Source organism: Photorhabdus machadonis (assembly GCF_052657765.1).
Genome location: NZ_CP199761.1, coordinates 4,428,837 through 4,449,438 on the forward strand (window position 1 = coordinate 4,428,837; position 20,602 = coordinate 4,449,438).

Annotated in this window: 20 protein-coding genes and 1 pseudogene; 9 read left to right on the forward strand and 12 right to left on the reverse strand. The window is 41.3% G+C overall.

Features of this window, described 5'->3' with window-relative positions; all coding sequences use genetic code 11:
• The first annotated feature begins 3 nt into the window (after positions 1 to 3).
• The 4 genes and pseudogenes from fdxH (at position 4) to ACUN2T_RS21405 (ending at position 3,929) form a co-directional block, all read left to right on the forward strand.
• A complete protein-coding gene (fdxH, locus tag ACUN2T_RS21390) occupies positions 4 to 930 on the forward strand; it encodes a formate dehydrogenase subunit beta (protein WP_445494934.1) in 927 nt (308 codons plus the stop codon).
• Positions 930 to 1,571, forward strand: a complete 642-nt coding sequence (gene fdoI, locus ACUN2T_RS21395; RefSeq protein WP_445494935.1) for a formate dehydrogenase cytochrome b556 subunit — start codon at positions 930 to 932, stop codon at positions 1,569 to 1,571. Before fdxH ends, fdoI begins: the two co-directional genes overlap by 1 nt.
• A gap of 381 nt (positions 1,572 to 1,952) precedes the next feature.
• A complete protein-coding gene (locus tag ACUN2T_RS21400) occupies positions 1,953 to 3,275 on the forward strand; it encodes a hypothetical protein (RefSeq protein WP_445494936.1) in 1,323 nt (440 codons plus the stop codon).
• A gap of 190 nt (positions 3,276 to 3,465) precedes the next feature.
• Positions 3,466 to 3,929, forward strand: a pseudogene (locus tag ACUN2T_RS21405) (transposase).
• A 438-nt stretch (positions 3,930 to 4,367) separates the two neighbouring features.
• On the opposite strand, the gene ACUN2T_RS21410 reads toward ACUN2T_RS21405, so the two are convergent.
• The 10 genes from ACUN2T_RS21410 to ACUN2T_RS21455 form a co-directional block, all read right to left on the reverse strand.
• Positions 4,368 to 4,673 (reverse strand): helix-turn-helix domain-containing protein, encoded by a 306-nt coding sequence (locus tag ACUN2T_RS21410; RefSeq protein ID WP_445494937.1) that lies wholly within the window; start codon positions 4,671 to 4,673, stop codon positions 4,368 to 4,370.
• A 31-nt stretch (positions 4,674 to 4,704) separates the two neighbouring features.
• Complete coding sequence (locus ACUN2T_RS21415; protein WP_445494938.1) at positions 4,705 to 5,520, reverse strand: MrpH family fimbial adhesin; 816 nt, start codon at positions 5,518 to 5,520, stop codon at positions 4,705 to 4,707.
• Positions 5,521 to 5,556: 36 nt separating this feature from the next.
• Positions 5,557 to 6,102, reverse strand: a complete 546-nt coding sequence (locus ACUN2T_RS21420; RefSeq protein WP_445494939.1) for a fimbrial protein — start codon at positions 6,100 to 6,102, stop codon at positions 5,557 to 5,559.
• Positions 6,103 to 6,113: 11 nt separating this feature from the next.
• On the reverse strand, positions 6,114 to 6,605 hold the full coding sequence (locus ACUN2T_RS21425) for a fimbrial protein (protein ID WP_445494940.1): 492 nt from the start codon (positions 6,603 to 6,605) through the stop codon (positions 6,114 to 6,116).
• Positions 6,606 to 6,618: 13 nt separating this feature from the next.
• Positions 6,619 to 7,185 carry a fimbrial protein gene (locus ACUN2T_RS21430; RefSeq protein ID WP_445494941.1) on the reverse strand — a complete coding sequence of 189 codons (567 nt, stop codon included), beginning with the start codon at positions 7,183 to 7,185 and terminating at the stop codon, positions 6,619 to 6,621.
• Positions 7,178 to 7,780 carry a fimbrial protein gene (locus ACUN2T_RS21435; protein WP_445494942.1) on the reverse strand — a complete coding sequence of 201 codons (603 nt, stop codon included), beginning with the start codon at positions 7,778 to 7,780 and terminating at the stop codon, positions 7,178 to 7,180. Before ACUN2T_RS21435 ends, ACUN2T_RS21430 begins: the two co-directional genes overlap by 8 nt.
• Before the next feature lie 24 nt (positions 7,781 to 7,804).
• Positions 7,805 to 8,536: a fimbria/pilus periplasmic chaperone gene (locus ACUN2T_RS21440; protein WP_445497951.1), complete on the reverse strand. Its 732-nt coding sequence runs from the start codon at positions 8,534 to 8,536 to the stop codon at positions 7,805 to 7,807.
• Between the two features lie 123 nt (positions 8,537 to 8,659).
• Positions 8,660 to 11,215 carry an outer membrane usher protein gene (locus tag ACUN2T_RS21445; protein ID WP_445494943.1) on the reverse strand — a complete coding sequence of 852 codons (2,556 nt, stop codon included), beginning with the start codon at positions 11,213 to 11,215 and terminating at the stop codon, positions 8,660 to 8,662.
• A gap of 19 nt (positions 11,216 to 11,234) precedes the next feature.
• Complete coding sequence (locus tag ACUN2T_RS21450; protein ID WP_445494944.1) at positions 11,235 to 11,786, reverse strand: fimbrial protein; 552 nt, start codon at positions 11,784 to 11,786, stop codon at positions 11,235 to 11,237.
• Between the two features lie 82 nt (positions 11,787 to 11,868).
• A complete protein-coding gene (locus tag ACUN2T_RS21455; RefSeq protein WP_445494945.1) occupies positions 11,869 to 12,408 on the reverse strand; it encodes a fimbrial protein in 540 nt (179 codons plus the stop codon).
• A gap of 685 nt (positions 12,409 to 13,093) precedes the next feature.
• Between ACUN2T_RS21455 and ACUN2T_RS21460 the strand changes: the two genes are divergently transcribed.
• Positions 13,094 to 13,666, forward strand: a complete 573-nt coding sequence (locus tag ACUN2T_RS21460; protein WP_445494946.1) for a tyrosine-type DNA invertase — start codon at positions 13,094 to 13,096, stop codon at positions 13,664 to 13,666.
• Between the two features lie 685 nt (positions 13,667 to 14,351).
• Here ACUN2T_RS21460 and ACUN2T_RS21465 read toward each other — a convergent pair.
• Positions 14,352 to 15,737, reverse strand: coding sequence for a phosphoethanolamine transferase (locus tag ACUN2T_RS21465; RefSeq protein ID WP_445494947.1), 1,386 nt, complete (start codon positions 15,735 to 15,737; stop codon positions 14,352 to 14,354).
• Between the two features lie 866 nt (positions 15,738 to 16,603).
• Here ACUN2T_RS21465 and ACUN2T_RS21470 point away from each other — a divergent pair.
• The 4 genes from ACUN2T_RS21470 (at position 16,604) to ACUN2T_RS21485 (ending at position 19,122) form a co-directional block, all read left to right on the forward strand.
• Positions 16,604 to 16,729 carry a hypothetical protein gene (locus tag ACUN2T_RS21470; protein WP_445494949.1) on the forward strand — a complete coding sequence of 42 codons (126 nt, stop codon included), beginning with the start codon at positions 16,604 to 16,606 and terminating at the stop codon, positions 16,727 to 16,729.
• Positions 16,730 to 16,913: 184 nt separating this feature from the next.
• Positions 16,914 to 17,249, forward strand: a complete 336-nt coding sequence (locus tag ACUN2T_RS21475) for a helix-turn-helix domain-containing protein (RefSeq protein ID WP_445494950.1) — start codon at positions 16,914 to 16,916, stop codon at positions 17,247 to 17,249.
• Positions 17,242 to 18,489 carry a type II toxin-antitoxin system HipA family toxin gene (locus ACUN2T_RS21480; protein ID WP_445494952.1) on the forward strand — a complete coding sequence of 416 codons (1,248 nt, stop codon included), beginning with the start codon at positions 17,242 to 17,244 and terminating at the stop codon, positions 18,487 to 18,489. The genes ACUN2T_RS21475 and ACUN2T_RS21480 overlap by 8 nt, the downstream gene beginning before the upstream one ends.
• 24 nt (positions 18,490 to 18,513) lie before the next feature.
• On the forward strand, positions 18,514 to 19,122 hold the full coding sequence (locus tag ACUN2T_RS21485) for a plasmid pRiA4b ORF-3 family protein (protein ID WP_445494953.1): 609 nt from the start codon (positions 18,514 to 18,516) through the stop codon (positions 19,120 to 19,122).
• 194 nt (positions 19,123 to 19,316) lie between these two features.
• Here the strand turns inward: ACUN2T_RS21485 and ACUN2T_RS21490 are convergent, their stop codons facing one another.
• Positions 19,317 to 19,925, reverse strand: coding sequence for a CDP-alcohol phosphatidyltransferase family protein (locus ACUN2T_RS21490; protein WP_445494954.1), 609 nt, complete (start codon positions 19,923 to 19,925; stop codon positions 19,317 to 19,319).
• Positions 19,926 to 20,602 lie beyond the last annotated feature (677 nt).

Consider the following 20,602-nt stretch of genomic DNA (forward strand, 5'->3'; position numbering starts at 1 on the left):
ATTATGGCAATGCAATCTCAAGACATTATTCGTAAATCCGCCACCCATTCCTTTACCCCAGCACCTCGTGTGCGTGATCATCAGGAACACGTGGCAAAATTGATCGATGTCACCACCTGTATTGGCTGTAAAGCCTGTCAGGTAGCCTGTTCAGAATGGAACGATATCCGTGACGAAGTGGGTTTTAACGTCGGTGTTTATGATAATCCAACTGATCTGACCGCTAAATCATGGACCGTGATGCGGTTCTCTGAAGTGGAAGAACACGGCAAACTGGAGTGGCTTATCCGCAAAGATGGCTGTATGCACTGCGCTGATCCGGGCTGCCTGAAAGCATGTCCGTCAGAAGGTGCGATTATCCAGTATGCAAACGGCATTGTGGACTTCCAATCAGAACACTGTATCGGCTGTGGTTATTGTATCGCGGGTTGCCCGTTCAACGTGCCTCGGATCAACAAAGAAGACAACCGGGCATATAAATGTACCCTGTGTGTTGACCGTGTTGATGTCGGCCAGGAACCTGCCTGCGTGAAAACCTGTCCGACCGGAGCAATCCATTTCGGCACCAAAGAAGATATGAAAAATCTGGCATCCGAACGAGTCACTGAACTGCAAGGCCGTGGTTATCAGAACGCGGGGTTGTACGATCCCGCAGGTGTTGGTGGCACGCATGTTATGTACGTCCTGCATCATGCGGATAAACCGCAGCTTTATCACGGTTTGCCAGATAATCCGACCATCAGCCCAACCGTAACTTTCTGGAAAGGTATCTGGAAACCATTGGCAGCAGTGGGTTTTGCCGCGACATTCGCCGCCAGCCTCTTCCACTATGTCGGCATGGGTCCAAACCGCACCAGCGAAGCAGACGAAGAACATGCCCGTCAGGATGATGAGGCACCGGCAAAATCAGCTAATCGGGAGGTGTTGTGATGAAAAAGAAGGATATGATCCTCCGCCACTCACCGATTGAGCGGGTGAATCACTGGTCAGTGGTGCTCTGTTTTCTGTTTACGGCTATCAGTGGGTTGGGGTTCTTCTTCCCATCCTTTAACTGGTTGATGAATATTTTCGGCACACCTCAGTTAGCGCGGATATTACACCCGTTTATCGGCTCAATGATGTTTTTCTTGTTTATCTTTATGTTTTTCAGATATTTCAAACATAACTTCATCGACAAAGAAGACATTGTTTGGCTGAAAAACATCCATAAAGTCCTGAGAAACGAGGAAGCTGGCGATATCGGCCAATATAACTTGGGTCAAAAAGGCATTTATTGGTCTATCAGTGGCTGCCTGATCTTACTGGCTATCAGTGGCGTGATTATCTGGCGTCCCTATTTTGCCGATTTCTTCTCAATCCCGCTGATCCGGCTTGCACTTCTGGTGCACTCTCTGGCCGGAGTTGGCCTGATCCTGCTGATTATGATACATGCCTATGCCGCATTTTGGGTGAAAGGCTCTATCCGATCGATGGTGGAAGGCTGGGTAACCCGCGGCTGGGCGAAAAAACATCATCCTCGCTGGTATAGAGAAATCCGTCAAAAAGAGCAGCAGGAAGAGAAAAACTCTTAACGCGTTTTCCTGCTGAATTTTCCTGAACCATGCCATTTGAATAACTGACAGAGATATTCCGGCATGGTTTTTTTTACTCAATTTTCTTCTTTTCTCTGTTTATAACAGAATGAAAAGAAATTAAAATCAGCTAATTACAATACTTCACTATGATCTATCAATTTATGCCATTAAAAAGTAATTTCTATTTTTCACTTATACCTGATCGATTATTCTGTAACGTGAAAATGTTCTCCCGTTATCTTCTTACTGACAATCAATCTGCATAGTGAAATGCACTGATATATACGAATCTCAAAAAATAGGGTTGTTGTTGCATCATGCGGCATCTCTTCCCTATAACACTTACATTTTTAACGGAAATAATAAGCGAGAGCCATTATGGAAACGGCAAAAAACAACCATATCATGGTCGCAGATTCTCCTGCGGCAAAGCGGGCAAACATGACTGAAAGTGAATGGCGGGAAGCGATCAAGTTCAACAATCTTGATGTTGGCTGGGTCATCATGAGTATCGGCATGGCAATCGGTGCCGGTATTGTCTTCCTACCGGTTCAGGTTGGCTTGATGGGATTGTGGGTTTTCCTGCTGTCATCGGTGATTGGTTATCCGGCGATGTACCTGTTCCAACGTCTGTTTATCAACACGCTGGCAGAATCCCCCAAATGTAAAGATTATCCCAGCGTTATCAGCGGATATCTCGGTAAAAATTGGGGTATTCTGCTGGGTGCACTCTATTTTGTTATGCTGGTAATTTGGATGTTTGTTTACTCAACAGCCATCACCAATGACAGCGCTTCCTATCTGCAAACTTTCGGTGTTACTGACGGTTTGTTGTCCGACAATCCTCTCTACGGACTGGTACTGATTTGTATTCTGGTTGCGCTTTCATCCAGTGGTGAGCGACTCCTGTTCAAATTATCCAGCTTTATGGTGCTGTCCAAACTGCTTGTCGTCGCGATACTTGGCTTATCCATGATAGGCATGTGGCACTTATATCATATCGGTGCGCTGCCGCCGGCAGGAACGCTGATAAAACAGGCGATCATTACGCTGCCATTTACCCTGACTTCGATTCTGTTTATTCAAACCTTAAGCCCAATGGTTATCTCTTACCGCCATCACGAGAAAAATCGTGAAGTCGCCCGCTATAAAGCATTAAGAGCAATGAATATCGCCTTTGGCGTCCTGTTCTGTACAGTCTTCTTCTATGCAGTTTCATTCACCTTAGCAATGGGACATGATGAAGCGGTTCAAGCTTATGAACAAAATATCTCTGCTCTGGCAATTGCTGCAAAATTCTTCCCCGGTGGCTGGGTAACGGTTATCAGTGTCTTGCTGAATATCTTTGCTGTGATGACCGCCTTCTTTGGCGTTTATCTTGGCTTCCGTGAAGCAACCCAAGGCATAGTCATGAATATTCTGGCGCGTATCATGCCAGCAGAAAGAATCAATAAAAACTGGGTACAAAAGGGCATCATGATTTTCGCTATTCTGCTAGCTTGGGGAGCGATTATCCTGAATGCACCAGTACTGAGTTTTACTTCAATCTGTAGCCCGATATTCGGTATGGTAGGTTGTCTAATCCCGGCTTATTTGGTCTACAAAGTGCCAATGTTGCATAAATATAAAGGAATATCGCTAATCCTGATTATCTTTACCGGATTCCTATTGTGTATCTCACCATTGTTGGCATTTTCTTGAATTAAAAAAAATATTCATTGAATTGAATGGATCGCAGTCTGGTACCAGACTGCGTTTATCCAATGACACTGCATTTTAATCATTTATTCTTAAGTCATATACAGGACCTTAAGCAATAACCGTTTATTTTAGATAGAAAAAGGCTTCATTTATGATCTGATAATTGTAGCTGCTCGCAATTATCAAGGTTCTGAGTGAAGAAGAACTTTACTGCTGCGTCGATGACTTTTGCCAAAAATTTACTCCTCTCTGGCATCAACAGTTAATTGAAAATGGTTTGCTCAAACGTCGCCGCGAAGCTTCCCTTTTTCTCAGTGAAGTCATGACGATACTCATTTTATTCCACATGAGCCATGATCGTGATTTTAAAACATTTTATATTCAGAAGGAATAACGTTAATCACTCATGTCCGTAATAACATGAAGGCAAAAGAATTATCTCCCTGGGATAAGCTGATGTTAAGAAGGCGATTTTTGATAGAAACGGTCATAGATCAGCTTAAAAATATTTCTCAAATAGCGCATTCAAGACACCGCAGTCAGCTCGGTTTTTTATTGGAAATCGTCGCTGACCTAATTGCTTATACATTCCAACCTAAAAAACCGAGCTTGAATTTACGGGATGGTGATATCGCTATTTTTAAACGAAGCTGAGGTTAAATTAGGTTTATGCCGCTTCTTTTTCCGAATTTAGATAAACTTCCTGCATGTGTTCCCCGTTACGGATCTTTTTACTGTGTCCCGGATGATGTTGACGTACACCCAGAACAGAAAATAATAATCATTGTAATACTAAAGATTATCAGACTGTTCATTGACGAGAAAATAAAACCAACAACAAAAAAATAATTGCTTCTATGAATTAAAAAATCAAATTGAGAAAACACTTCATTTTTTCATTACCCTAAATTTCCAATGAATTTTTCAGTTATATAATTAATGATTACTAAAAAAATGAAATAAATAAGAATGAATTATTCATTTGTTATAACAATATTGCTGACAACGAAACCATAAAAGTGACCGTTCCGTCGGTCACGAAACTCAGACATCAACCAGTTTATACCTTCCCCCTCTTTAAACCATAATCAGTTAACATCCAAATTTACCCAATGTCGCTTCCGCAATAGGAATATATTGGTCCGTTAATTTACTGACGCTGTTATTAGTTGCAGGATAACAACAATCAAGGAAAAACCAGTTTATCGGTGTATCCAATATCGAAGCGATCTGCACCAGATGGGACAGATTAATGCGGTTTATCCCTCTTTCATAGCGTGAAAGTTGTTGTTGGCTGATACCTACTTGTTCCGCCAATTTTACTGCGGTCATGCCTAATTCTTTCCTTCTTTTCTGAATACGCTTCCCTACTAATAGATGATCTTGTTTCATTTTCATCCCAGCCTTTAGCTTAAAAAAACACCCTATTTTATGGCATTGCCAAAATTATTGCCCCTGATCCAGAAAAAGGCCCTGCCTCTACTCTGCCATTTTTCTGTAAAACTGATTTCACCGTAACCGGTACACTTCCACCAGCCGGTACAAAAACAGAAACACCATCTTCGCCTTTTCTATTATTTAATAATAACTGGGCTTTCAAACTACCATCACTTCTCAACGGTACGAATCCCCTGTCAGGACCGGTCGCTGTCACAATAATCTCTATATCTCTATTACAAGTCACATTAATATTCTCGGCTCTGGTTGCGCCTTCCAATTTCTCTTCGTCAATGTTGCCGTAATTAAGTTCAACTGAACCTTCACTTACTTGACAAAAACCGATCGGAGGGGGTGCAACACCACATAAAGATCCCGGCAATAGTCTTCCTCTAAAACCATTTCGATCGGTTTCATAAAACAACCCCACACATTCCTGGTGAGATTGAATAGCCGGGCCAAAATGTTTTGCAATTCCGGTAATTGGAAAACTTGTTTGTTTCAATATCTGAGCCTGAACTTGTTTCATCGTCCTGTATCTTTCTACACGGATATTGAATAGTTTATATGGCTGCCCTGAATAACCGTCTACACTATGACGATGGTTAACCGACACCCAACACGCAGAATAACCATAACAAGGATTTGGCGTAAAATCGTTCTCTTCATCCCAGCGTTCAATCACAAAAGTATAATAAGCATTTGAGGGAACACCTTCAGATTTAGTGATATATGAAAATATTGATGCCGCAGCACCTGATGAGAACAGCAATAAAAATACCAGACAAGCAGAGAATAATTTTTTCATTTACTTACCTAATAAAATAAAACCAAAACTGTGCGATTAGTCATAGTTGAGATTAAATGTCGCAATAGCATGAAACACGCCCCGTTTAATCGTCTGGTTACCCAGCGCCGTTGGTTCAGCCTGCACATACGCTTTCAGGATAATCACGTTTTCCCCCTCTTTTAGCGAATAGGCATCCCCGTCTTTATTCAACGGCAACCGTTTGCCTTCAGTCGTTTCGATACCAATGGCAATCCCGGAAGCCTGACTACCCGCGCCTAATGCTAATAAACCCGGTAATTGTGTGTTTTCTACCCCATTGAATGTCAGTTTAATAGATTTTCCCACACTCATATCACAGCCAGCCAACCTGAGCTGAAAAGGCTCACTATTGGTCCGGCCATGCAGATACAAATATTTTTCCGTAATCGAGCCTAAATCGAGCCGGATATCTTCATCACCCGGTTTAATTGTGCAGGGCTCTTCAACCAATGCGCCGTAAAAACGCATATTATCCGCAGCCTGTACCACCTGATTGCAATAAACCGCAGTAGCAACAATCATAAAACCAACGCGCAACACGAATAACTTGAAATAGTTCATTGGTTTTCCTTTCACTGGTATTCCGCCAATAATGTCGCTGTCACTTCAAATGCCCCTTCCGGTAACGTACTTCCCGGTTTTTTCACCGGCACAGCCTGTATCACCGGCAGTTTCTGTGATGTCACAGGAATACGCTTGTTAAGGGTGAATACTTTACCATCCAAAGTCAGACGAATACCCAAATTGGTGATATTCGTTTTCAAAGCAGCAGCATCAAATGAAGTCTGTGGACCAATCACCGTCAATCCTAAACTCCAGCCTGAAACATTAGGCGCACACACCAATTGATAATTCACCCGCTGGGTATAATTCACCCCATCCACTTTATGTATTCCAACGTTATGGCCGAAATAAACATCAATCATATTGCCGTCATTAATGACGCAAGGAGGTGGTTCAAGCAATGTGCCATGAAACCACATATTATCTGCCGCTTGCCCCGGCATCACGTTGATCAAGACCAGGCAAATCGTCCAGAAAGCACGATAAATTAAATGCTTCATCAGTGTCTCCTGTTCATTGGTACTCAACCATCATCGTAGCAGCAGCACCAAAACCACCGCCTTTCAATATCGCAGCCATATTTTTTACCGGCACGGCATATAACTCAGGAAAATCCGGGTAGGAAAATTTCATCCAGTCATTGACAGGTAATTTCTGTCCGTTATGAATAACCGCAATACCCAGCCCGGTATGATTGGTTTGTAACACTGCCCGGTCAAAACTGGCGGTGTTACCCGATATCATCATTTTCATCGCGTTGGCCGGCATTTTTTCACATTTCACCGTGTACTTAACCGGCTTCATGTAATTAACCCCATCAATACGAGTAATCATCACTTCACCAAAATCCACATCAATAGTATTACCATTATTAATCACACAAGGTGGAGGCGCGATAACAACACCATATATATTGACCGGCGTTTTACCCGAAAAACGATTAAATGCCGTGGCTGCAACGTTTACCCTTTTTGTCGGTAAATCAGCCTGAGCACTGACACTCAGTAAACAACCCAGCAGTAATACAACCCATTTTTTTCGCCGGCGGTACAGTTTTTTTATTCGCAGAGGTTTAGTCATAATTCACCCTAAAATCCACTACTGCCCGGTAATGCCCGATCCCCAATGTTCCCGACGTCCGCACCGGCGTCACGTAATACGCCAGACTATCCTGCCCCGCAGCCACAAAATGCGGGCGTCCCCGTTCTCCCAACCGGATATCATTATTAGCGGAATCTGTGATCTGTAACCCCAAGCCGGTGATCCCCGCCACCCGCACCAGATGGGGATAATCCCGATCCGCCGCAGCCACAAAACTGACGGTCACCACCGGCTGCAAATTACTCCACGTCAGATTGCCTGTCCGGGTATCACGCACCGCTCCTTTAGTCCGCAAGCAGTCGCGGAATTTCAGGGTGAACGGTATCGGCGTGCCTTTATCTCCCGGTCGGCGTAAATCACTGTTCGGCGTCGTCCCCAAACTCACTTCCTGCCACTCAGAAGTCATATCCAGATGGCACGTCGCCTCAGTTAACATACCAAATACATGCAGTTCACCGTGGTGACTCTCTATATCCGCTATATCCGTCACCCAGTTCTCCACCGCGTGACCCTCTGTCACCGGCATCAGTACGATCGCCAGCGCCAGTGCACGACCTGCTCGCTTTATGTTCATCGTCGCTCCTCGCGGTTTCGCCCGTTACGACGAACGTTCAGCCACCTGACACTGGCTTCCTGCACAGCTAAAAGTCAGTTGTGGCCGGCCACCAAAATCATTGATATAAGTCAGTACCGGCGCACTTCCCAACGTCCCCGCACTCCCACTCAGCACCGCGCTACTTTTTGGTGCCACCATCAACGGCTTAAAATCCGCCACACTCTTCCCCTTAAGCTGATTCGACGCATCCACCACGGTGATGTAATACGGCGTCGGGTTGTTCACCTGATATTGATCCCCCTGACGTGTCAGCGTCATCTTCTCTTGCCACGGGTTATCCAGATCAGTGCGACTGGCAAAAATCGCCTTTGGCCGATAGAACAGTTTTATCCGGGTTTGCAGCGCAATTTGCAATGTGTTCGGTTTCTTGCTGCGCGGCGGAATTTCACGCAAATTAAAATAGAACAGGCTTTCCCGGTCCTGTGGCAGCTGTGCTATTGCTGGCAGTGACTGTATTTTCACCTGGCTCTTTGCCCCCGGCTCCACTCGCTGCACTGGCGGCGTCACCACTAACGGACCATTGATTTTGTTACCCTGCTCATCTTCTATCCAGCCCTGAGCCAGATACGGCAACTCTTTGTTCTGGTTACTGATATCCATACTGGTGGATTTATCCTCACCGTTAAACACTATCCGGGTACGATCCAGTGCAATGGCCGCCATTGACTCACTGACCACTGACAAACTCAGGGCGGCGATCGTTACTGCGTTCATTGTTTTCTTCAATTTCATGCTCAATTACTCATTCTCAGAATATGTCATTTCAGCGTCATGACGGGTCACCGCGATAAGTTCCGGTGACAGCAACAAGGTTTTCACGCTGCCTGTCAGTTGAAACTATGGCTGTTTATTACCGCTGCTCAACTGGCAGAACAGTAATAACGAGGCCATCTCTTCAACTATTGGTAATTCATGCGGCAGTTCAATCACACACTGCAACTCCCCATCCCAGCGTACATCCAGTTTCTCCCCCGGATTTATCCCGCTCAGGTAGGTATTCCCACCATCATTGACGATGCCGATCTCCCGTCTATCCTTATTCAATACGGTGGCTCCAAACGGAGGTATACTCCCGTCCGACAAACGGATCATGCTCATCGCTTTCTCACCGGATATCACCTGAAATTTACGGTAACCAATCGCCCCTTCCGTCAGCGTCGCTTGTTGTACCGACCGTATTGCTTCCACATTGTCCGGCAGTTTATTCAAATCAATACTCGCACTGTTGCGGTAATAGTTGTTTACATCAGAGATCACCGCCTTACCGAACATATTGGTATGGGTAATCGCACCGAAGCCTTTCACCGGGACACCCCCTATACCATCGGTATCCACCATCAGACGCGTCGTACCCGGCGTATTGATGCGATGCAGTGCCGCACCTTCTGATGTGACAGTCACCCCACCCTGAACAGCAAGCGCCGCCGTGGTATAACGCCCATCCTGATAACTCGCACTGGTCGTCAGTTGGGCAAGATCACCGTAATGAGTTAAATAGCCATTAGCCGCTGCCTTGCCGCCAATACTGGTACCCGCGGCTAAACGATAGCTGCTGTTTTCATTAATCCGGTCATAATAACCTACCGTATTGGAGTTACCTTTGCGGTTAACCATCGCGTTATAACTGATCGTTCCTGAATTCCCCCACGGCAGGGATAACGTCAGATACATGCCATCGTCATTCTTACCTTCATATTTATGACGATAAGCCGACAAGTTCAGGTTAATATTCTTCATGGTTCCAATGCCGAAATAGCGTGATACCGATATGTTGTAGCGATCATTGTTCGACTGGTTCCAGTAAGTCTGGTGGCTGTAGTTTAGATAAGTACTGATCCCTAAATCCGTGAACTGCTTATTCAACATAATGGTATAAAGTTCTTTACTACTCTCCGCATCCCCATCGTAATAACGGCGATCTAAATACTGGCTCATGCTCATGAAATCACGTTCCGAGAAGCGATAACCCGCAAACGTCACCTGGCTGTCATATTCCTCAAAACGCTTGGAATAACTGAGACGATAAGAACCTCCGGTCAAAGTTTTACCCTCATCCGGTAAACGGGCACGGGATTCAGTCACATCAACCGACAACGCACCGAAGGCCATCAGATCACGCCCTATTCCCAACGACAGCGCGTTGTAATCTCCGGCCCCCAATAGCCCACCATACAGTGACCAACCGTTGTTTATCCCCCAGGAGAATTCCCCCAGCCCAAAGCCGTTCCCCTCACTGTGGTGTTTCCAATTGGTCGGCTTACCCGCCGCCAGTTTGTACTGCACCCGGCCCGGACGAGTCAGATAAGGAATGCTCGCGGTATCGACCTGAAATTCCTGTATGCCACCATCCTGTTCTTCCACCCGTACATCCAGTTTGCCGCTGACCGCATCATTGATGTCTTGAATCCGGAATGGCCCCGGCGCAACCTGGGTTTCATATAACACCCGGCCCTGCTGACGGATGGTCACTCTGGCATTGGTTTTCGCCACGCCAGTCACCTCCGGCGCATAACCACGCAGGTTTGGCGGCAACATATTGTCATCCGTCACCAGACTCGCCCCGGCAAAACGAAAACTGTCAAAAATACCTGAATTGAGATAATCCTCACCCAATGTCAGCTTGGCCTGCCAATGCGGTATCGCCCGGTACATGTAGTAACGGCTCCAATCCCAATTCCTTTCTGTACTCCCTTCCCGGCCAGTAGTGTGGTTATATTGTGACTGCCAATCTGCCCGCAGACGCCACACCCCAAAGTTTATCCCGGTTGTGCCGTTGGCACTGACATTATGATTCTCATTTCCCTTAGCCGGCTTAGATACCTGAGCGTTGACATTATAATCAAACATCATTCCTAAGATCCCTTCATCCCAACGTGATGGCGGGTCCCAATCTGATGAGCTGTACTCAAGATAAGCTTGCGGCACACTCAGATATAACGTATCGCTGCCCAAATCGCCGCGCACCGTCATTCCTGGCAGCGTTTTAATCGCCATGCACTGATTATTATTCCACCAGGTCACCTTTGATGCCCATTCCGCCCGCAGTCCTAGCTGCTTCACCATATCTGGCGGCAGACAAGCCACACTGCCCTTCGGATCATCCGGCGGCGCCATAAAAGTCACCGGCATCTCAGACAGCTCGCTTTTATTCAGACGTATCATCATCTGGTAATCCCCCGGCATAATATAACCAGCACGAGAAAACTCTTTTAAATCAATCCGCGAACGATCCTGAACATCCAATACGTCGGTATTAAATTCAATTTCTTCTTCCGCATACGCAGCATGAATCCCAATCACAGCAAGTAATACCAAAACAGTAAAAGGTTTCAGGACACACCGAACCGGGACCACCCAGTCATGTTCAGCGGTCAAACCAAAAAACAAAGCCATAACATTCCCTGATCGATGATTAGTGATAATCCAACCTGAACCGGACAGTGGTTCGATACTGCCCCGCCTGCAATAACTGGTGATTGCCCACCAATCGCATCGCGTAACTAAGAGTCATATGCCCTTCCTGTAAATCCCCCACAGATAATGGCATTCCCGGATAGGCCTGATTGCCGTACATGTCGGTAATTTGCAACGCGACACCTTGCGCCACACCATCCAAGCGAAAATTGTTCCCATCCGGCACGCCGTCAAACGTCATCTGAAAATGACGCCAGTCAGGCTTACCCAATGTGGCAGAAGTCAGTACGCAATTAATCAAACGGATGGAAAAGGGGCGAGCAAGCCCCTGCCCATCATGGACTATCCGGCTTACCGGAATCGTGGCTAGCTCAATCGTCTGATCACGGCTACCTGCGTCAATCGCACAGGCCGAATCAATAATGGCACCTTGCATGCTAACGCGACCATGCCCTTGTATTCCTCGTGTGGCAGTCGCTTCAACGCTGACAGCAATGCAGGAAAACATTAACAGGCAGGGCACCACAACAACGGCAGAATATCGGCTCATGACTTCTCTCCGGCTAAACTCATTCAAAATTTTTGATTAGGAAACACCTGCCTCCCTGTAGGCGTTTCCATGCATGAAAGCGTTATTGATAAGTCAGTTGAAAATTGGCAATGCCGGTGAAATCACCCGGAACAACGGCATCAGGCCCGGTATCACCCTGAAGATAAGCAGCGAAGTTTAGATCATTACTCCCATCATGCAGTGTTACTGCGGGAGCAGGCGTACCCAGTTTAATCTTATTGCCACCCCCATCGGTGATCGCAATACCTGCACCTTTAGCCGATCCTTCAATACCCAGCAGACCCTCACCGCCAGTGATACTGGATTTGGCACCGATAAACGTGGTTGTTACTGTATTTATCGTTTCAGTTGTGCAGTTCTCTAAAGAAATTTTGAACGGCTTAGAGGAAGAACGACCGCCGTTTTTCAAAGAAACGTTAGAGATAGAACCCAATGGTACAACCTGATCAACTGTTTCTGGGGTGATAGAACAAGGTGCATCAATGATAGACCCCGTAAAAGTGACTGTTCCATGACCTTGGCTAGGATTAGCCGCATTGACAGAACCCGCAACCAAAACCATGCCCAATCCCAGAGCCATAACCAATTTATTCAATTTCATGTGAATTAATTCCTTGAATTTAAGGATAAAATACCCATAACCATAAAAAAATAGCCGTGCAGGATTCCCGATCCATGCACCCGATATCCGGCACAAAATAGGGTTTCAAAATTTCGGATTAATATTTTTTAAAACCAAACAAAATGCACCAAACTGTTTTATTTGGTTAAAAATACTAATAATAAATAATAATTTGGAGTAAAAATTCAAAATTTCATATTATTTTAAATTAATAACCTGAGTAATTAATTAATATCTGATTAAATTCAGATGAATTGACTGAGTTTTTACAATCTAATTAATATGAGTTACGAGAAATAGTAAAAATTATCCAAGAAAATCTATATATTATAAATAGTTAAATATTGGCAATCTGGAATTACACTAAATTTGACTTAAGAGGTGGTTTTGTAGGAATATATTTACAGTTTGGTGCATTCTGTTTAGTTTCTTTTTATTGTCTAATAATTTCCAAATATATAATTACAAAGTTTACAAGCTGATATTTTCTATTAAAAAATAACTATTTGCGACTATCTGAAAACGGTATTTATAGATTTCGTCCCAAATAAATAGAATTACCAGCCAATAATTTTATAAAAGTTCTATTAATTGATATATTCCGGTAGATTAATATTATTTTCTACCGATAACTATCTGCTCAGATTCCACAGGAACTATTTTCATGAAGAAGCGTAAATTCTTAACCAGACATGAAATTAATGCGATTTTAGAAAAAACACGTCAAGGTCGTCACGCTGAGAGAGATTACTGTATGATACTCATGTGCTTCATTCATGGGTTTAGAGTTAGTGAGCTATGTAATCTAATGCTATCCGATCTTGATCTTCACTCGGAAATTATTCATGTAAGGCGACTAAAAGGGGGATTATCAACAACACACCCATTGCTTCCAGAAGAAATAATCGCGTTAAATAAATGGCTTAATATAAGAAAGCAGTGGAGAGAATCAGATACATCGTGGGTCTTTTTATCACAAAAATCAGGCGCTATTTCACGCCAGCAAGTTTATGGTTTATTAAAGCGTTATGGCAGACAAGCATTAGTGAATATTTCACCTCACCCACATATGTTAAGACATGCCTGCGGTTATGCTCTCGCTGATCTCGGAAGAGATACACGCCTTATTCAGGATTATCTCGGCCACCGCAATATATCCCATACCGTTATTTACACAGCAAGCAATGTAAAACGGTTTTCCCGAATATGGGAAACACCGTCAAAAAGTCTCGACTAATCTCAATATCTGTTTTTATAAAAAACACTGTAGGATAAGAAATTATTTCTCTTAGCAATAAAAAGCATCATTTAATTATAAAAATCCTTGTCTATGTATGTATTGATGAGGGTTTTTCATTCACTAAAATAATTATTAATATCATAAGATGCAGTTTCTTATTTCTTACAATTACGTTTAAATTAAATTTTTCAGAAATAAACACATTGCGTTATTAAATAAAAACTAAAGTTAGCATATACCCAATAGATTTCAAGTTGCAGCGCGGCGGCAAGTGAACGCATCCCCAGGCGCATAGATGACGATGTGACTGGGGTAAGTGAAAGCCGCCACCAAAGCAGCAACTTGAAAGATGAAGGGGATATATATTTAGATATATAATCTGCTTCAATAACTTAAAACGTGGATAACTCATCAATTGCAATAGTCACAACTCCCGACAAACGCCCCCAAGGAGATGAGCCATCGTATTAAACTGAGCTTAAGAATTGCCACATACCGATAACGCAAGAAAAATCGGCTCAGGTCATGGTACTAACAAAATATGGATGACGGTAAGAGGATTTTTCTCCCTGAATGCTCTTCAAAGAGAAAATCCTCTCATCCCTTCAATTTTACACAACAATCAAATAATCAATAAAATAATTATCACATTAATGATTATTTAATATAATTAACAAATAAATTAATGATTATTTTTCGCCGAAACGAGTTGTGTATCGGCGAAGTCTTCATTCAATTCATCATAATCTTTAACTTCATTTTTAAATGTAATAATCTTATCTTGCCCACTGCATTGGCTATTAGATATCATATTGCAATCATCTGGAATATTTTTTTCCTTTATTCCAAGCCATTGAGAAAATAAAGTTAGAAAATGTAATCCACTTCTTTTCGCCGTTATTTTTTCACGATGAAAATAATCGCTTCCGGTAATAAAAAAAGGCACCTGAAAACTCTGTTTATTCTTGTCATTATGTGTCAGATTTTCCTGATCGGTTCCTTCATCAACATGAGAAAGACCGTGATCTGAAAAATACATCATCGTCCATTTTAAATGATTACCATTCGCCTCAGACACAATTTCAGAAAGAAGCTTGTCTGTATTAGCGATACTTTTTATATAACAGGAAATTTCTTTCGATTGTAAAAACAGATCATATTTTCCATTAGTTCTGACGCACGCCTGTGGATGAGACCCCATCAGATGAATAACAATAAGTTTTTTCTTATTTTCTGATATTAACGCCTTTTTAATATAAGGCATCAATTTATCATCAGGTAAATAACGCCTGTCATCAGAACTGCCACTTTTCAGAAAATTAAAACTATCTGCCTGCTGCCCAATTAAAGCAATCGGAGAATCAAAAGCACTTTTCATACCCTGGTTAGATATCCAATAAGTATAAAATCCCGCTTTTTTTGCCAACGTTATGACACTGTTGCTCAAATTGATAGTATTGTCGTCTTTCAGAGCAAGTGAATTCGTCAAAGACAGCTGGGTAGATGCCGATGATGAAATATAATTTGTAAATATCTTGCCATTGGCTTTGTCCAGCCACGGCGTATTATTATAAGGAAAGCCATACGCATTCATAAAATCTTTTCTAACACTTTCACCAATTACCATTATATATGTTTCATATCGTTCCTCTTCCACCACCGGCTGCCATGAATCCTTCTGTTTTATTATTTCAGCAAATTTCACCCTTTCTGAATTAACGTCATTATAGCTCTCAACCAGATCGCTAAAAAACCTGATTTCAGGTAAGCCAGAGGATAATATATTAAAATCAGGATCGAAATTAGATTTTATATATCCTCTTACCGGTGACCAAAAAGCTGACAATACAAAAAATAGAGACAGAAACATGACACTATTTCGCTTCAAAGTCACTTTTATCTTGAGAGATAAAAACATTAAAGCAATGATTGCCAACGCAACTAAATAGGTAAACAAAGGAAGCCCACTGATGAATTCAATAACTTCATTTTTATTGGTGTAAATTAAAGACCCTACTGAATTAACATCAGGATAACCATAAATCAACCCGACTGGAGAATAAACCACACTCGTTAATCCAATAGCAAGTATAAAGATACAATATATAGAGAAGCTGAAATTAGATAACAATATTAGAATCGAAAAAGCACTGAATACATATATAAACTTTAACTGATACCCAAGACTTAAATGGGCTAAGATGAGAAAGCTAAATAAGCACACCAAAGTGAACAGTTCTCGAAAATTTTTACTTAACAACATAACTAACTCATTTCCTTACTTTATAGAGAAGACACCTCAAAATTAATAATATTTTCTTAACAATATAGATCATTTTACAAAATTAAAATCTCTGTGATTGGTCAACCTCCAGCCTGAATGCAATCATTTGTGCTAATATTTTGTTCAACACGATTATATTCCACATATCATCTATTCTTTTGGTTGAGAACTTCCTTAGTTAGGATATAAGATTTTCAGTTATTGATCTGCAATATTTAACTAAAAATCTGTAAATAAGGCGCATTTTCCTGTAAATAACAAAAATTCTGGGATACGCTGATCATGCTCATTATCTGTGAGCTATAATTATACAGATAAATTATGATCTGGAGTGTGTTATGAGAACAACTGCAAGTAGTAGAAAGAAGGGGGCAAACGTCTACCTTAAACATTGCATATGAATCTATCAGCAACACTAAAACAAGCCTTAAGCAAACGCTGTAAGTGAACGTAAACGTCAAAAATGGATTGAAACGGGATTGAAGCACTGAATGGCTTTATAAACAAAGCTGGATTATTTTCAGACGATGAAAGATTCAGGGGTGCCTGATGACTCAATTTTCAATTTATACACATGCCGTTAGCTGCCAAGAGTAAGGCTAATTCAAAAATTAATACCAATATTAACAATAAACGGTAAAGAATATGTCATGCTTTCAAATATGATTTCATCTACCGATGTTAAGAATTTGAAAAAAGATGATATTGTCATAGAAGCACCGAAAATACGAGATGATATATTTTCAGCTATAGATATGCTAATAGCAGGAATATAAAATTGCATTTTTCATTCGTTATTAACGAGTGTGACAGCATTACATTGACGTTATTCATTGTAAATCAAAAGGTTGTAATTAACCGAAAAAAGGATCAAAATCAAAGATAAATAATGTACTTAATCCATAAGATCTAAAAGCCTTGGCGTTCACCATCACAAAATTGCCACTATGATAGCAAAAAATGGCAAAAAAAACCTATTTTTGCTATCATAGTAGCAAAATTTACAATTCAATAGGTGCTGAAATGCTATCACTAAATACCCCATACGACACTCAGATTGCGTTTAAGACATATCTGAAGAAAGTTCGCAAAAACCGTAAGTTATCTATTGAGGCACTAGCACAACATTCCGGTGTACCCAACAGTACGATTCGAAAGTTTGAAGCAACAGGTAATATCTCTTTAAGACAATTCTTAATGCTTTATGATGCACTGTGCAATCTCAATGATATTCATCAGATAACCAAAATAAAACACCATCCCCAAAGTATCGAAGAGGTTTTAAAACATGCTTAATATCCCTTTACTGGTAAAGCGCAGATTCAGTAATGGAAACGTTGAGAACGTCGGTAAATTAGCTGAAAACAGCAACGGAGTTTACTTTCAATACGATGATAATTATTTATCAGCACACAAAAGCTCTATTGCTCCATTTAATCTCGAGCACGATGATTCATTGCAAAAAGCACCACATCAACCTCACTACGGATTACATGGCGTTTTTGGTGATAGCTTGCCCGATGAATGGGGATTATATTTGATGGATCGCGTTTTCCGCCAAAATGGTTATATTCCCCAAAATATCACAGCATTGGAAAGACTGGCGTTTATCGGAAATCGTGGCCCTGGCGCTTTATCCTATGAGCCTGAAATACAAATTGAAAACAGAGATAAATATCAAGATATAGAACTCATTACATTAGGTAAAGAAGCCGTTAAAGAATTTGAAGGAACGGAATCTCACCTAATAACACACCTAATGAACGCAGGGAGTTCAGGTGGTGCAAGACCAAAACTTAATGTAACCAAACTGGCAAATGGGACTTTTACCACAAAACAAGATGCTATTGGCGAAAAACTGATTATCAAATTAACCTCAGAGAAATTTGCGCTAGAACATTATGAAAGCCTTATTGAATATACCTATATGAAAATAGCAGAACGCGTAAATATTGAAGTTTCCGATTTTGAGTTATTTGATGCCGGGAATGGGCAATATTGGTTACAGCAATCCCGTTTTGACTGTGTAGGTGAACAAGGGCGTTTTCATATGATTTCTGCTTGCGGGTTACTGGATGCTCCTTTCAGAGAACCTTCGCTGGATTATATCGAATTGATCAAAGCAACCCGAATGTTATGTAACACTAATGAAGCCAAGAAACTTCTCTACAGAGCCATATTTAACTATCTGATGATGAACCAAGATGACCATGCAAAGAACTTCGCTTTCCTGGCCGATGACAATGATAACTGGCGTATCTCTCCTTTCTACGACATTATGTATAGTCCATCACGCTATAATGAACATATGACAGCTTTCAATGGTTATGGCTCGAAAATAACAAAACAAGCAATGGAATTAATGGCAGGTCAGGCCGGGTTATCAGGCGCAAAAGCGATGATGAATATAACCGCTGAAATTTATGACATAGCCAAAGATTTTCATATAGCAGCAGAACATGTTGGTATTCCAACAATTTTAGCCAGAGAAATTCAACGAAATATTGACAACAGATGGAACACGTTGAAAGAATAATCCTACAACTATAGGAGATGAGTAATGAACGAGAAATTCTATCAGTTAAAAATAACACTTACAGACTCACAACCCGCTATCTGGCGACAATTTGTCGTTCCTGCCTCTATTTCACTCGACAGGCTGCATGATGTGATACAAATCGTCATGGGATGGCAAGATAGCCATCTGCATGAATTTCGTATTGGCAAGCTGCGGCTAACAGAAATGCCAGAAAGTTCGTCTGATGACAAGGAAGAATATTTATATCGCTTGGTTGATCTGATTAAACAAAAAGGTCGAGCGTTTACCTATCTCTATGATTTTGGCGATAATTGGGAACATGAAATTGTTTTAGAAAACAGTAATTATCCTGAGAACGATCTTCCGCTGCCTTTTTACTGTCTGGATGGCGCCCGCTCATGTCCTCTTGAAGATACCGGTGGTGTTTATGGGTATGAAAATTTTATAGCGATACTCAATGATCCTTCTCATGAAGAATATAAAGAAACACTGCAATGGACCAATCAATTACTTGGTTTCCCTGAAAATGAGCATTTTGACCCTGAACAATTTTACCCTGATAATATTAATGCTTTCTTAGCACTTTATTATCGCTGGTCGCGAGATCGTTACCACCATTTATGGGAATGAGAAAAGTTTCAGATGAATCACTATTACAAATATTGGTGATTGATTCGGACTCATTTTTCTCATGGAGCAGGTAATGCTTAACTTATAGTATCGAGTGCAGTTTCAGAGATGTTTTTAACTTACCCCCTGTCAAACTGCACCGGCACTTTACACAGCGATAATTATGCTTTCCATAGCAATCTGAAGATATATCGTCATTCCTCTTGTTTAGATTGCATAATCGCCTCCCGACAACGATTAATGCATGTCCAGAACAATAATAATATTGCTGCAATGAAAATATAATTGGAATAAACCAATGATTGTGGCCAAAGTGCGATACACATCCCATAAACCCCCAGAAAGAAAGCCCGATCGCTTTTCCCTAATGGCCCTTTATAACTACGTACACCTGTCAGGGTCTGCGCAACAACACCACAAAACTCAGTAGATATGGCAAATATCACAGTAAAAATAACTAACCAAAGCGATGTATTCGCCAAAAGAGCAAAAGGTAAATATAACGCAAAATCAGACACGATATCGCCTATTTCATTTAATACGGTCCCCAATCGGGATTGCTGATTAAATTCTCTTGCTAACATGCCATCAATAGCATTAAGTGCCATACGGAAAAATAGAAAAAGAGGTAAGAAAAGAAAAAGATGTGGATAAGGAAAAAATGCCAGAATTCCACCTACAATCACCGAGGTTATCATTGCACACAACGTCACCTGATTGGCAGTAACACCTCGTTGATAAAAGCGTATCACCCAAGGTCTGAGTAAGTTTTGAAACTTTGGTTTTATATCATATAACGTCATAATTCACCTATCGTTAAAATTTCTTGAGTAATAATGTATAAATAGCCGATAACTTTCATTGTCTTTGCTATCATCATTAAAGATAAATCAAACTCATCAAAATACAATGAAAGAGACGTCATTAGATCAACAAGAAGTTTCTATTTCTAACCGGAAATTTGTTAACAATGACGTACAGTCGATAACTGTGAAGAATATGTTTTTTAATTAAAAATTAGCATGTTAAATATTCACCTTGGTATTAATTACATGAAAAGAAATTGAATTACAGACGATTTTATATCTCGTGGATTATTTTTCTGAGAAAATAGTATATTACTACCCTTTTTTATGATGTATTAGATTGAAGATAATTGAATCCATACTGAGTTATCATGCTTTCTTACAGTTTGTCACCATTTCTTACAAATTTATAGTTTTGTAAATTTATGAAAAATTCTTGCTATCTGATGAAAGTTCAATAATTATTACTTTAATTTCCATCATATGTACAGTATGAAAGGGATTTCAACCTCTGTTCCCTTTATTCAAAGGGATTAATCGATTGGAATACATTGCTGTCTTCCTGTCGTTCAATTCGTTATTACTCACTGCATTGAGCTGTGCTTTCTGTCTGTGGTAATAGAATTTTTGCTACCTTATTTTTTAGGATGGTGAGATCAATTATTTCAATTCCT

Coding starts and splice junctions, on each gene's coding strand:
- ACUN2T_RS21440 (WP_445497951.1), bottom strand. CDS start 8,536: ATGAACGCAGTAACGATCGCCGCCCTGAGTTTGTCAGTGGTCAGTGAG.
- ACUN2T_RS21430 (WP_445494941.1), bottom strand. CDS start 7,185: ATGACTAAACCTCTGCGAATAAAAAAACTGTACCGCCGGCGAAAAAAA.
- ACUN2T_RS21450 (WP_445494944.1), bottom strand. CDS start 11,786: ATGAGCCGATATTCTGCCGTTGTTGTGGTGCCCTGCCTGTTAATGTTT.
- ACUN2T_RS21485 (WP_445494953.1), top strand. CDS start 18,514: ATGAACGAGAAATTCTATCAGTTAAAAATAACACTTACAGACTCACAA.
- ACUN2T_RS21470 (WP_445494949.1), top strand. CDS start 16,604: ATGCTTTCAAATATGATTTCATCTACCGATGTTAAGAATTTGAAAAAA.
- ACUN2T_RS21400 (WP_445494936.1), top strand. CDS start 1,953: ATGGAAACGGCAAAAAACAACCATATCATGGTCGCAGATTCTCCTGCG.
- fdoI (WP_445494935.1), top strand. CDS start 930: ATGAAAAAGAAGGATATGATCCTCCGCCACTCACCGATTGAGCGGGTG.
- ACUN2T_RS21480 (WP_445494952.1), top strand. CDS start 17,242: ATGCTTAATATCCCTTTACTGGTAAAGCGCAGATTCAGTAATGGAAAC.
- ACUN2T_RS21420 (WP_445494939.1), bottom strand. CDS start 6,102: ATGAACTATTTCAAGTTATTCGTGTTGCGCGTTGGTTTTATGATTGTT.
- ACUN2T_RS21475 (WP_445494950.1), top strand. CDS start 16,914: ATGGCAAAAAAAACCTATTTTTGCTATCATAGTAGCAAAATTTACAAT.
- ACUN2T_RS21415 (WP_445494938.1), bottom strand. CDS start 5,520: ATGAAAAAATTATTCTCTGCTTGTCTGGTATTTTTATTGCTGTTCTCA.
- ACUN2T_RS21445 (WP_445494943.1), bottom strand. CDS start 11,215: ATGGCTTTGTTTTTTGGTTTGACCGCTGAACATGACTGGGTGGTCCCG.
- ACUN2T_RS21435 (WP_445494942.1), bottom strand. CDS start 7,780: ATGAACATAAAGCGAGCAGGTCGTGCACTGGCGCTGGCGATCGTACTG.
- ACUN2T_RS21410 (WP_445494937.1), bottom strand. CDS start 4,673: ATGAAAATGAAACAAGATCATCTATTAGTAGGGAAGCGTATTCAGAAA.
- ACUN2T_RS21460 (WP_445494946.1), top strand. CDS start 13,094: ATGAAGAAGCGTAAATTCTTAACCAGACATGAAATTAATGCGATTTTA.
- ACUN2T_RS21490 (WP_445494954.1), bottom strand. CDS start 19,925: ATGACGTTATATGATATAAAACCAAAGTTTCAAAACTTACTCAGACCT.
- fdxH (WP_445494934.1), top strand. CDS start 4: ATGGCAATGCAATCTCAAGACATTATTCGTAAATCCGCCACCCATTCC.
- ACUN2T_RS21425 (WP_445494940.1), bottom strand. CDS start 6,605: ATGAAGCATTTAATTTATCGTGCTTTCTGGACGATTTGCCTGGTCTTG.
- ACUN2T_RS21455 (WP_445494945.1), bottom strand. CDS start 12,408: ATGAAATTGAATAAATTGGTTATGGCTCTGGGATTGGGCATGGTTTTG.